The 11,986-nt window shown below is 46.2% G+C and carries 12 protein-coding genes; 10 read left to right on the top strand and 2 right to left on the bottom strand.

Annotated features, from left to right (window positions below; genetic code table 11):
* Nucleotides 1-144 precede the first annotated feature (144 nt).
* Nucleotides 145-1,701, top strand: a complete 1,557-nt coding sequence (locus AB4111_RS09815) for a 2-isopropylmalate synthase (RefSeq protein ID WP_253431642.1) — start codon at nucleotides 145-147, stop codon at nucleotides 1,699-1,701.
* Nucleotides 1,702-2,270: 569 nt separating this feature from the next.
* Here the strand turns inward: AB4111_RS09815 and AB4111_RS09810 are convergent.
* A complete protein-coding gene (locus tag AB4111_RS09810; RefSeq protein WP_442031362.1) occupies nucleotides 2,271-4,229 on the bottom strand; it encodes an ABC-F family ATP-binding cassette domain-containing protein in 1,959 nt (652 codons plus the stop codon).
* A gap of 279 nt (nucleotides 4,230-4,508) precedes the next feature.
* Here AB4111_RS09810 and AB4111_RS09805 point away from each other — a divergent pair, with 279 nt between their 5' ends.
* From AB4111_RS09805 to AB4111_RS09765, 9 genes are all read left to right on the top strand, one after another.
* On the top strand, nucleotides 4,509-5,147 hold the full coding sequence (locus AB4111_RS09805) for a 5-formyltetrahydrofolate cyclo-ligase (protein WP_442031361.1): 639 nt from the start codon (nucleotides 4,509-4,511) through the stop codon (nucleotides 5,145-5,147).
* Between the two features lie 15 nt (nucleotides 5,148-5,162).
* Entirely contained in the window at nucleotides 5,163-5,666 is a 504-nt protein-coding gene (gene moaC / locus AB4111_RS09800) for a cyclic pyranopterin monophosphate synthase MoaC (RefSeq protein ID WP_223869015.1), read from the top strand.
* Nucleotides 5,667-5,703: 37 nt separating this feature from the next.
* Complete coding sequence (locus AB4111_RS09795) at nucleotides 5,704-6,189, top strand: MogA/MoaB family molybdenum cofactor biosynthesis protein (protein ID WP_017690080.1); 486 nt, start codon at nucleotides 5,704-5,706, stop codon at nucleotides 6,187-6,189.
* A 151-nt stretch (nucleotides 6,190-6,340) separates the two neighbouring features.
* On the top strand, nucleotides 6,341-6,589 hold the full coding sequence (tatA, locus tag AB4111_RS09790) for a twin-arginine translocase TatA/TatE family subunit (protein WP_036668966.1): 249 nt from the start codon (nucleotides 6,341-6,343) through the stop codon (nucleotides 6,587-6,589).
* A 78-nt stretch (nucleotides 6,590-6,667) separates the two neighbouring features.
* The gene (gene tatC, locus AB4111_RS09785) at nucleotides 6,668-7,450 is read left to right on the top strand and encodes a twin-arginine translocase subunit TatC (protein WP_442031360.1); all 783 of its coding nucleotides are present in this window, start codon (nucleotides 6,668-6,670) and stop codon (nucleotides 7,448-7,450) included.
* 478 nt (nucleotides 7,451-7,928) lie between these two features.
* Complete coding sequence (gene groES, locus AB4111_RS09780; RefSeq protein ID WP_153977313.1) at nucleotides 7,929-8,210, top strand: co-chaperone GroES; 282 nt, start codon at nucleotides 7,929-7,931, stop codon at nucleotides 8,208-8,210.
* 73 nt (nucleotides 8,211-8,283) lie between these two features.
* On the top strand, nucleotides 8,284-9,918 hold the full coding sequence (groL, locus tag AB4111_RS09775; protein ID WP_036611259.1) for a chaperonin GroEL: 1,635 nt from the start codon (nucleotides 8,284-8,286) through the stop codon (nucleotides 9,916-9,918).
* 182 nt (nucleotides 9,919-10,100) lie between these two features.
* Nucleotides 10,101-10,337 (top strand): hypothetical protein, encoded by a 237-nt coding sequence (locus AB4111_RS09770; RefSeq protein WP_442031359.1) that lies wholly within the window; start codon nucleotides 10,101-10,103, stop codon nucleotides 10,335-10,337.
* Between the two features lie 230 nt (nucleotides 10,338-10,567).
* Nucleotides 10,568-10,915, top strand: coding sequence for a hypothetical protein (locus AB4111_RS09765; protein ID WP_442031358.1), 348 nt, complete (start codon nucleotides 10,568-10,570; stop codon nucleotides 10,913-10,915).
* A gap of 267 nt (nucleotides 10,916-11,182) precedes the next feature.
* Here AB4111_RS09765 and AB4111_RS09760 read toward each other — a convergent pair whose 3' ends face one another.
* Nucleotides 11,183-11,869: a hypothetical protein gene (locus AB4111_RS09760; protein WP_442031357.1), complete on the bottom strand. Its 687-nt coding sequence runs from the start codon at nucleotides 11,867-11,869 to the stop codon at nucleotides 11,183-11,185.
* Nucleotides 11,870-11,986 lie beyond the last annotated feature (117 nt).

Here is an 11,986-nt window from a genome sequence, read left to right as displayed (position 1 = left end):
TTACTGATTACCAAGGACTAAGCTACAAACGACATACGCATTTACAAACAAAACATGTAACAACATTGATGGCGATCAGCGGGTGTTCTGTGGCTCGTGGATTGTAACAAAAATGAATATAAAATTTGATGGAGGTTGATGAATATGACAACGATTAATAACAAACGTATGATTGAGATTTTTGATACAACGCTGCGCGATGGGGAACAGGCACCGGGAGCGAGTCTGCAACCCGAGCAGAAGATCGAACTGGCACACCAACTGGCTTCTCTGGGTATCGACGTCATTGAGCCTGGATTCCCGATCTCCAGTCCAGGTGAGTTCGCGGCGGTTCAGGCGATTTCGAGACAGTTGCAGAACGTGGAGATCTGTGGATTCGCGCGTGCGGTCAAAGGTGATATTGATGCAGCCGTTCAAGCAACAGCGGATGCAGCACGGCGCCGAATTCACCTTTTTATCTCTTCCTCGGATATTCATATAGAACATCAGCTGCGCCGTCCGCGTAGTGAAGTGGTGGCTACCGCTCGTGAGATGGTATCGTATGCACGCCAGTTCACGGACATCGTAGAGTTCACTGCTATGGACGCGGCTCGTACCAAGATGGACGATCTGATTGAAATGGTTGAAGTCGCTATTGAAGCTGGAGCGAGTATTATCAATCTGCCGGATACGGTCGGTTATGCCCTGCCACATGAGTATGGCGAGATGTTCCGCCGGGTACGTGAGGGTGCAAGAGGCGGCGATCAGGTTCGCTATAGTGCACACTGTCACAATGATCTGGGCCTGGCCGTAGCCAATAGTTTGGCTGCAATTGCCAATGGGGCTTCCCAGATTGAAGTGACGATCAATGGTATCGGAGAACGGACGGGGAACTGTGCACTGGAAGAACTGATTATGGCCCTGGAGACCCGGGGAGATGCAATTGGTGCAACGACCAACATTAAGCTGAACCAGCTGTATGAGACTTCTCGTCAGATTAGCCGTGCCATGCACTTCCCGATTGCATACAACAAACCGGTGGTGGGACGTAATGCATTCCAGCATGAATCTGGTATCCATCAGGATGGTCTGCTGAAGAATCGGAGTACCTATGAGATTATGGACCCGGAAGCGCTGGGTATCCCGCGCAGCATGATTATTCTGGGCAAACACTCCGGTCGTCACGCCCTGAAGGATCGGGTTCGCAAATACGGCTTTGAGCCGGATGAGCAACAGATGGAGCAATTGTATGAGGTGTTCAAAGAAACCGCAGACCAGCAAAAAGTGGTCAGTGACGACCAGTTGCTGCAGATGGTTAGCCAGACCATGAATATTCCTGCACAGGATTATGAGCTGGTTGAATTGCAGGTGACGGCGGGCAGCATGACGGATCGAATGGCCGCCGTTCGTATTCGCACAAGTGCGGGGGAACAATCCTATTCTGCCGTTGGCGGGGGACCCGTAGATGCAACCATTCGTGCTATTGGTCAGAGCATTTCCGACGATATTGCATTTGTCGATATGGAGATGCATGCCTTGAGTGGGGGAGAGGGAGCAAGTGCGGAGGCTGTAGTTACTGTGGAGCGTGCAGGACGTGAGTTCCGGGGGACGGCAACGCATAATGATATCGTCATGGCTGCCGGTTTGGCTTATGTAGCGGCCTGCAATGCTGCTGGGCTGAAGGCGGAGCCTTCCGAACATCATGAACAAGCACATGCGTAGATCATCTGGGTCAGATCGTATGTGTAGCAGGTATAGTACCAATCGCGATTCGATTTGATCTACATTGCATCAAGTGAGTAAACAACGGGCAGGCCTTGAACGATAGAGGTCTGCTTTTGTCTTTTTATGGAGGAACAATGAAGAGAGGGGAAGTGTATTTGTCAAGGTGTGACTATAGTTATCCACATATCCAGTGAAAATTGTGGGTAACTGGGATAAAGTCAAACCAGTGCAGTTTTCGAAACGAAAAGGGTTTAGGGGATAGAACGACTCCTTACTATCCATAAAGTTGTGGATAACGTGGATAACTTAGTGGATAAATATGGTTTTTGTGTGTAAAAGGCTATTCTACCGCTGTATAATTAAGCATATTAATGTGCTTGCTATCTTGCTTTGCTGTGGATAAATATGAGGGATAGGTATGTAAAAATATTTCTTTTCATTCGAGTAAATTTGACAAAAGCCAAAACATGTCTCCCGACTTAAACAAAAAGCTGATCCCAATAAGGAATCAGCCGGGGTACAACTATACTTGTAAGGACGTGTTCAAGCCATGTTCTGAGTTCGTACTATTCCATAGCTAGTTCTTCCCAGTCCTCATATGCCTTGGTGAGCTCTGCCTTCCGCTCCTCCGATTGTTGCTGGAGTTCTTGCAACTTCATATAATCCTGATAGATTTCAGGCAGAGCCATCTGCTCCTCAAGCTCTGTAATCTTCGTTTCCAGTTCCGCAATCTGTTGTTCCAGAGCTTCCTGCTTGCGTTGCCGGTTACGCTCCTCACGCTTTGCTTGTTTTTCTGCTTCAAATGAAGCCGCTCCAGATTTTTCGATTGTGGCTGTACTCAGATCGGATTTGGACGAGTTCTTGGATGATGCCTGACGTGCCTCAGCAGCTTCGCGTGCTATGTCCTCAAGCTCCTGCTTCTTCTCCACATAATCATCATAATTTCCAAGATAGTGTTCCGTTCCACCTGGATGAAGCTCGACAATGCGCTCGGCCATTTTGTTGAGGAAGTATCGGTCATGGGAAATGAACAGCAGGGTACCTTCATAATCCATTAACGCCGCTTCCAGCACTTCTTTGGCAAACAGGTCGAGATGGTTCGTAGGCTCATCCAGAATGAGCATATTGGCTTCCTTCAGCATCAGCTTGGATAGAGAGACCCGTGCTTTCTCGCCGCCGCTGAGGGAGGAGATTTTCTTGAGCACATCGTCACCGCTGAACAAAAAGTTCCCGAGTACGGTCCGAATACGTGCTTCTTCCATCCCGGGATAGGCACTCCACAGTTCTTCCAGAACCGTGTTGGAAGGATTAAGCCCCGTCTGTTCCTGATCATAATATCCAATCTGGACTTTCGTTCCCCATTGGATATCCCCGGATACCGGACGTAAACTTCCGGTGAGACACTTCAGCATGGTAGATTTGCCAATACCGTTTGGACCAATCAGAGCAACGGTTTCCCCGCGCCGCAGATCGAAGGATACATTGCGGAACAATGGAGAAGCCTCGTCATAAGCAACGGACAGCTGATCCACACGAAGTACTTCCTTGCCTGACATAACGGCTGTTTCGAAGGAAAAATGTGCTTTTTTCAAATCTCCCATCGGTTTATCAAGCCGCTCCATTTTGTCGAGGGCCTTGCGGCGGCTTTGAGCCCGTTTGGTCGTCGACGCACGTACAATATTTTTCTGGACAAAATCTTCCATCTTCGAGATTTCACCCTGTTGTTTCTCATATTGCTTCATCTGAGTCTCATATTCGGCAGCTTTGAGTTCCATATAACGGCTGTAATTGCCCGTATATTTTTTGGAGCGATGCCGTTCGATCTCTACGATGGTTGTTACGAGCCGATCGAGGAAGTACCGGTCATGGGATACCACGAGCAGTGCGCCTGAATAACCTCTCAGATAATCTTCCAACCATGTAAGGGTGGCGATATCGAGATAGTTGGTAGGCTCGTCCAGCATGAGCAGATCGGGTGCCTGAAGCAAAATGCGAGCAAGTGCAAGGCGTGTCTTCTGTCCGCCGCTCAGCGTAGCAATGGGGGTGTCTGGCGAAAATTCGCCGAATCCCATCCCGTGCAGTACGCTGCGAATGCGGGTTTCCATCTCATAACCGCCATGGTCCTTGAACCAGTCGGAGCGTTTCGCATAACGTTCCAGCAGGTCCGCGTACTTTTTCTCGTCTTCCATCTGGGCAGGGTCGGCAATATCGCGCTCCATCTGACGCAAATCGGCTTCAGCCTGTGTCAGGTGAGCGAATACGTTCATCATTTCTTCCCAGATGCTGCGATCGGATTGCAGCCCGCTGTTCTGAGCCAGGTAACCAAGCGTCGTTTCTTTGGATTTGAAAATCTGTCCCCCGTCATAAGACATTTCACCAGCTACAATTTTGAGCAAAGTGGATTTTCCTGCACCGTTTACACCAACGAGGCCGATGCGCTCGCGTTCTAATATTTGTAAGTTCACGCCGTCCAGGATTGGATCGACACCAAAACGTTTGATAATTCCGGATACTTGCAGCAGCATAAAATTAAGTTCCTCCATAGGTCCAGTTCTTGATATGACAACTATATCCCAGTTTACATGAAATACAGAGCAATTGCACCGATTGGGAACGCATGGGGCATGTAGTCTTTTTGATCAATCAATGATAAACTGAAAGAAGGCATGTTATTACATGAGGATTTTGCAGAAAATGAATCATTTTAACCATTTCAACAAGATGACAACTGGTCATAACATATAATTTGTTTTTCAATGAGAGCTTTTTTTACCTTCCCTATCAACAGGAGGTTATTCAAGGATATGCAGGATCATGCGGAACTGAAAAGCCAGCTTCGATCCAGACTGAGACAGAGCCGTGATCTGATGGATGTGAGCATGCATCAGCAGGCGATGACTAAGATTAACGTTGGAGTGAGGCGGGAGCTGGAGCGCCTTAGACAGGCCAAGAGTAAGGTCCTGAACAGACCACTCGTCATATTCAGTTATTTGTCCTATGGAAGCGAAGCATCCACAGCTTTTCTGTTTCAAGAGGGCTGGAATCATGGAGATGTGATGTTTGCACCGAAAGTGTTGGCGAATCCACCTCGAATGGAGCTACTGCGAGTGACCGGAGAACGGGATCTGGAGCCGGGCATATGGGGGATACCGGAACCCAAGGATTCCTGTGAAGTCCTCAAGCCTGAAGATTGGCCGGATATCGATCTCGTAATGGTACCGGGGCTTGGTTATGATCTGCATGGAGGGCGTATTGGTTATGGTGGCGGTTATTATGATCGTTTTGCCGAGACGCTTGCAGCAACATGTGTGATGACGGGCAAGAAACCTTTGATGGCTGCGATGGTATTGCCGGGTCAGCTGCAAGAGGAGATCCCGATGGACCTGCTCGATCTGCGGATGGATTTGTTGATAACAACCGAAGGTATATTACATATCGAATAAAGGGTTGTGATGTGATTGAGTTCAGAAGTGAACAACGGCCAGGCTTCGGGTGGCAAACTGACCCATTTTAATGAACAGGGGCGGGCCCGGATGGTTGATATTTCAGGTAAGGAAATTACCGTGCGTACGGCTGTGGCCGTAACCAAGGTAACGATGAATCCAGATACACTGGAGGCGATTCGGGAGGGCCGAATCGGCAAAGGTGATGTTCTGGCTGTGGCTCAGATTGCCGGGATTCAAGGCGCGAAGAAAACGTCGGATTGGATTCCAATGTGCCATCCGCTGGCACTGACGGGTGTGGATATTCGTTTTCATGATAACGGAGTGGATGAATTACACATTGAAGTTACTGTCAAAACCGAAGGCAAAACGGGTGTTGAGATGGAGGCGCTCACGGCTGCCTCGGCTGCAGCACTGACGGTCTATGACATGTGCAAGGCCATGCAAAAAGATATGATTATCGGTCCAACCATGCTGAATTCCAAGAGTGGTGGCAAAAACGGTGATTACAGCCGATAGGCAATATTTATTTTCATAGAGGAGAAGGGTGATCTTTATGGTGTGGAGAACAGCAATCCTGACAGCCAGTGACAAAGGAGCCCGCGGGGAACGTGAGGATACGAGTGCACAAGTCATTCGGGAGCTGGTGGAAGAAGAGCTGGGTGGTCAAATCGTGGAGTACCGTATCGTTCCGGATGAACCCGATGAGATTATTGCGGCTTTGATTGAGATGACGGATTATTTTCACGCCGATCTGGTGCTGACTACCGGTGGCACGGAGCTGGCCATTCGTGATATTACTCCGGAAGCGACCCGGCGCGTAATTGAACGGGAAGTTCCCGGGATGGCAGAGGCCATGCGGTACAGTGTAATGAGCAAAAACCGTTCTGCCATGCTGTTCCGTGGGGTATGTGGCATTCGTGGACGCACGCTGATTGTCAATCTCCCAGGTACACCAAAGGGTGTGCACGAACATCTGGCTGCCATTATGGATCAGCTTCCAGAAGCGCTGCTGATGGTTACGGGTCAGTTCAAACAATAATCGAGGACAACTCTTATTTGTGAATTTTGCGGGTTATGTAAGTGGTTACATCTATGGTATGATGGGCGTAAATCAAGAACGCAGCTGAGACATCTATGAACATCTGGCCGAGTATGCGCATCTTTGAAGCTTGAGACGAGGAGGAATATCAATGTTTAGTTCCATTGGACCAACTGGTTTTATTTTGCTGGCCGTGATTGCATTGCTGTTGTTTGGACCCAACAAACTTCCGGAACTGGGACGTGCAGTTGGGCGTACCTTCCGTGAATTCAAAGAGGGCGCTCGCGAGATTATCTCTGAGGATGACTCATCCAATCGCAAAGAGCAGGAGAAAGCAAAACCGCTGGCGGCTGAGAGCACACCTGCAGACAAGCCTGCTGATAAACGCCTGCCGGAATAATCTTGACGGCAATGAAAGAGAAATCCCTTCCTGCCGGAAGGGTTTTGTATTTTAAGCTGGCAATAATGGGGGGCAGGCATGACGCAGCAAATGGAAGAAATGTCGATTACGGAGCATCTGAGTGAGCTGCGGAAGCGGCTGATCTATGTATTAATTATTTTTGTGTTGGGACTTATTGCAGGATTTTTTGTAGCAGACCCGGTATACCAATATCTGACCAAGTCAGAGTCGGCCAAAGGTTTTGTACTGCATGCCTTCTCGTTCTGGGACGGGATTGGCATCTACATGAAGATTGCCGGTTTGTTTTCACTTATCATTACGTTGCCGTTTACGGTGTATCAGATCTGGAAGTTTGTTAGTCCGGGCCTGAAACAGCGCGAACGAAAAGCAACGTTGAAGTATGTGCCTTATGTATTTCTGTTATTTCTTATAGGGATGGCTTTTTCGTATTATGTTATATTTCCGATGGCACTCGCCTTCACAACTGCGATTACGGAAAAGATGGGGCTTGTGGAGACCTACGGGATGAAACAGTATTTCAGCTTCCTGTTTGGCATTGTGCTGCCTGTGTCCCTGTTATTCGAACTTCCTTTACTTATTATGTTTCTTACAGGACTGCGGATTCTGAATCCGATTCGCCTTCGCAAGATGCGCAGAGTTGCTTATTTTGTTCTGATCTTCATTGCTGTGGTGATTACACCTCCAGACTTTATTTCCGATCTGCTGGTGATGATTCCCTTGCTTCTGTTATATGAGATCAGTGTGTTATTATCTGCAATTGTCTACCGCAAGCAGCTTGCAGCCGATGAAGAGATTGAATCCCGCTACGTTCGTGCCGAGGATAAGAAACATGTGGGTTAGGACATAAGTTGGTATCAAAATGGAACACAGGATATCTCATTCATAGCTGGTGTATGATGGGTATGCGTGTGAATGAGGATGATCTGTAACTGTAATGTGCCCGGAGAAGACGGACTGTTCTTTTCCGGGCTATTGTTGTAGATTGTTCCACTGCTAGGCAGGACAAGCAGGCATATTATGTTCAACAATGGATACAATGGGAAAGGGACTGTCTGCTAACGTTGCAGAAGGGCTCAAGAATTTCGTAGAATAAAAATAGTGAATTTCCACATAGAACCAGGCACAGCGGGTGTACTTTAGCTATGTTCGTGTAAATTCAACGTAAATTCTCGCAGGAATTCGTCAAAAGGACTTGAAATCATGCTTCAAGTTGAGTATCATAAAGTTGGTTGTTAGCACTGAACACTGTCGAGTGCTAATACATATGGCTACAACCTACAATGTAACGTTATATAATTTCAAAAGGAGGCTATTTTTCATGATCAGACCTTTAGGTGAACGCGTATTGGTAGAACCACTGGAGCAAGAGCAAACAACTTCTTTCGGGATCGTACTCCCGGACTCCGCCAAAGAAAAACCGCAAGAGGGTAGAATCATTGCAGTTGGTGCTGGAGCATTGAAAGACGGCGTACGTGTGGCTCTGGAAGTGAAAGAAGGAGATCGCGTTATTTTCTCCAAATATGCCGGTACAGAAATCAAGTTCGAAGGTAAAGAATATTTGATTATGAAAGAAAGCGATATTCACGCGATTCTCGACTAATTCAAATTTAATCGGATAACCGAACCATATAGCACGACCATTTTCCAACAAAAACTAGGGAGGTTTTCTTAACATGGCTAAAGACATTAAATTCAGTGAAGACGCTCGTCGTTCCATGCTTCGTGGTGTGGATGCATTGGCTAATGCAGTAAAAGTAACACTCGGTCCTAAAGGCCGTAACGTGGTTCTGGAGAAAAAATTCGGAAGCCCGCTCATCACTAACGATGGTGTAACCATTGCTAAAGAAATCGAACTGGAAGATGCATTCGAGAACATGGGTGCACAACTGGTTAAAGAAGTAGCAACGAAAACCAACGATGTTGCCGGTGACGGTACTACTACAGCAACTGTACTCGCGCAAGCGCTGATTACAGAAGGTCTGAAAAACGTAACTGCAGGCGCTAGCCCAATCGGTATCCGTAAAGGGATCGACAAAGCGGTTAAAGCTGCGGTTGCAGAATTGCAATCCATCTCCAAACCAATCGATTCCAAACAATCCATCGCACAAGTTGCAGCAATCTCTGCAGCTGACGAAGAAGTAGGCGAATTGATCGCTGAAGCTATGGAAAAAGTAGGTAAAGATGGCGTAATCACAGTAGAAGAATCCAAAGGATTCGCTACAGAGCTTGAAGTGGTTGAAGGAATGCAATTCGACCGTGGATACATCTCTCCTTACATGATCACTGATACGGACAAAATGGAAGCTGTTTTGGACAATCCGTACATCTTGATCACAGACAAAAAAATCTCCAGCACGCAAGATATCTTGCCATTGCTTGAGAAAATCGTTCAACAAGGCAAACCGCTGGTATTGATCGCTGAAGATATCGAAGGCGAAGCACTGGCTATGCTGGTTGTGAACAAATTGCGTGGTACATTCAATGCTGTAGCTGTTAAAGCTCCAGGATTCGGTGACCGTCGTAAAGCAATGCTGCAAGACATCGCTGCCCTCACTGGTGGCCAATTGATCACGGAAGAACTGGGTCTGGACCTGAAATCCGCTGTTGTGGAACAACTGGGTACAGCTCGTCAAATCCGCGTAACCAAAGAAAACACAATCATCGTTGACGGTGCTGGTAACAAATCCGATATCGATGCACGTGTTAGCCAAATCCGTACACAACTGGAAGAAACAACTTCCGAGTTCGACAAAGAGAAACTGCAAGAGCGTCTGGCTAAATTGTCCGGCGGTGTAGCAGTAATCAAAGTTGGTGCGGCTACTGAAACAGAATTGAAAGAACGCAAACTTCGCATCGAAGATGCCCTGAACGCAACTCGCGCTGCGGTTGAAGAAGGTATCGTATCCGGTGGTGGTACAGCGCTCATGAACGTATATAGCGCGGTTGCGGCTGTAGCTCTGTCCGGTGACGAGCAAACAGGCGTAAACATCGTCCTGCGTGCTTTGGAAGCACCAATCCGCACAATCGCAGCTAACGCTGGCGAAGAAGGTTCCGTAATCGTGGAACGTCTGAAAAAAGAACAAACAGGCATCGGCTTCAACGCTGCAACTGGCGAGTGGGTTAACATGATCGAAGCTGGTATCGTTGACCCTGCGAAAGTAACTCGTTATGCATTGCAAAACGCGGCTTCCGTAGCGGCAATGTTCCTGACTACTGAAGCGGTTATCGCTGACAAACCAGAACCTGCAGGTGCTGGTGGCGGAATGCCTGACATGGGCGGTATGGGTGGAATGGGCGGCATGATGTAATAAAGGTGTAAAAACCTTTGTAATGCCGATTAGATGAAAGGCTCCCGAGAGGGAGCCTTTTTTATATAATTAGATAGGATGCTCTGAACAGGAAGCCCTAAGATTGAAACCTCGTTCCTATGGTTTCGTATGTACTGTGATACATAGAGAGCTTATCAGTAACGACTTGAGGAGGAAATGATTTGAGAAAGGGTACAAAGTGGGTATTATGGATTCTGGGCTTGATGCTCGCTGCAATTTTTATCAACTTCTTTATGAATCTATATAGCTTTGCGTATGCACTGATTACGGTGCTGTTACTTGCCTTTATGGGATGGGGATTCTTAGCGAAGTTAAAGAACGACGTTCATCAGCATGAAGACCATCATAGAAGAGAGCACGAATCTGCGATCGATGACATTGATCGATACACCAGGTAATAACAAACGAACATACTTAGGATCAAAGTTAAGTTACATGCAACCTATGCTGCAATGAGTAAAGGCTCCCGTAAGGGAGTCTTTTTAATGTTGATTTTTTTTGGGAAAAGTTGTAATCAAGTAAAACAAACAAGAGAATGGTTGAGGTGTTCAATATGATCGTTACAATAGAAATTCAATAGTAGATCACATCTCACATTTTTGGGTATATTCCTAAAAGGAGGGATTTTATGAAATTATTTAAATTGCCAATTATTCTTTGTGTTATAGTGCTTGTATCTATTGTCTCAGCTTGTGGTGCGGATGATATAATTCGCGGAAAGAGCGATAACTGGAATATATCTCTTCAGAGATCGACAGGGATCTATACTATAACCTACATCGGTGATGAAAAGCGTATAAAGGATTTTGTTTTTGACCTTACTGGCAACAATTTATCACAACAGGGGAAATCACTTGAAGAAGAAGGGGTACCGTTCACGATGTCGGGAACAATTACTGAGACGGAGAAAATGAAAGATCCGATTACCTTTAAAATGAGTTGGAACAATCAAAGCGAGATTATAACTTTTGAGTAACTCTCGCATGGTGGAGGTGTTATCATTGGTTTGGTGGCAACTATTAATTGCGTGGATATGCATTATTTGTTTGATGATCACGTTCAAAGACAGGATCAGTAAATGGATAGTGTATCCTGTAACGCTTTTTTGTATCTTGGTTACTTTAATATTAGGACTCTTTAATCCTTAAAAGAAAAGATCGCAAGTAAACTTACTGAATCATTCTATAGTACATATACTCGTTAGGCCGTTCCTTCATGGAGCGGCCTTTTACTCCAATGCATCTCACTTCGCAACAGAGATCTCAAAAGTAGATTGTTCATGATCCTGTACGCTGAAGCGATATTGCAATCCATTTCGAACTGTTGCCCCATCAAAATCAAGCTGATTCAAATTGCGATCTAATAGACCGATATCCTGAATGACATCTTGTGCATCGTTATACGTATACTCACTATGGGTTGTGAGGATGAGTGTGGCAATAGCGGTCAGAAAACTTCCATCCGTTGGTTCTCTCGTATCACCAGTTCCATATAACCTGACTTCCTGTACGCTCTCATCTGCATTCACTACACCAACCAAACGCAATTCGTCATTGAATGCATACTCGAAAGTGCCAGTGCCCTGCTCGGATGACTCTTTCATATTCAAACGGGTAATACTCAAACCATTCAATCGGTATTTGCCCACGGCGCCATTAAACTTGTTTTGGAATTCATCGGCAGTCATATGGAGGCCAGAAAGTTTGATCTGAGATGAAGGGGGCTGATCTTCTCCAGACTGAGCAGAGTTCGAAGATAAAGTCAGCATGCCATACAACCCAATTGAAGCAATCGCAAAACAGGCCAGCGTTAGAAAAATGTATTTGAACGGCAACCTATTACCTTTGCGAATAGATAAGATCATCAGAACAAGAAATCCCAAGAAAGCAATGAAACCAAGAATGAAAAGAGCGGTAAACAGATATTGCAAATACTCACCTCGTAATCAAAATAATTTTCATCTTTCTAGCACCCCATTAATTATAATGTTCTCATGAAAAACTTCAAACTCAAACTCATACTACTTACCACTCAACAAAAGCAAGCC

It is taken from the genome of Paenibacillus sp. 2KB_22 (assembly GCF_052115745.1).
In the GTDB taxonomy this organism is placed as follows: Bacteria; Bacillota; Bacilli; order Paenibacillales; family Paenibacillaceae; genus Paenibacillus.
This window is presented reverse-complemented; position numbering and strand designations above follow the sequence as displayed.

Excerpts from the sequence above, each read along its gene's own strand:
- AB4111_RS09815 (WP_253431642.1), top strand. The coding sequence starts at position 145 with ATGACAACGATTAATAACAAACGTATGATTGAGATTTTTGATACAACG.
- AB4111_RS09810 (WP_442031362.1), bottom strand. The coding sequence starts at position 4,229 with ATGCTGCTGCAAGTATCCGGAATTATCAAACGTTTTGGTGTCGATCCA.
- AB4111_RS09805 (WP_442031361.1), top strand. The coding sequence starts at position 4,509 with ATGCAGGATCATGCGGAACTGAAAAGCCAGCTTCGATCCAGACTGAGA.
- AB4111_RS09795 (WP_017690080.1), top strand. The coding sequence starts at position 5,704 with ATGGTGTGGAGAACAGCAATCCTGACAGCCAGTGACAAAGGAGCCCGC.
- tatA (WP_036668966.1), top strand. The coding sequence starts at position 6,341 with ATGTTTAGTTCCATTGGACCAACTGGTTTTATTTTGCTGGCCGTGATT.
- tatC (WP_442031360.1), top strand. The coding sequence starts at position 6,668 with ATGACGCAGCAAATGGAAGAAATGTCGATTACGGAGCATCTGAGTGAG.
- groES (WP_153977313.1), top strand. The coding sequence starts at position 7,929 with ATGATCAGACCTTTAGGTGAACGCGTATTGGTAGAACCACTGGAGCAA.
- groL (WP_036611259.1), top strand. The coding sequence starts at position 8,284 with ATGGCTAAAGACATTAAATTCAGTGAAGACGCTCGTCGTTCCATGCTT.
- AB4111_RS09765 (WP_442031358.1), top strand. The coding sequence starts at position 10,568 with ATGAAATTATTTAAATTGCCAATTATTCTTTGTGTTATAGTGCTTGTA.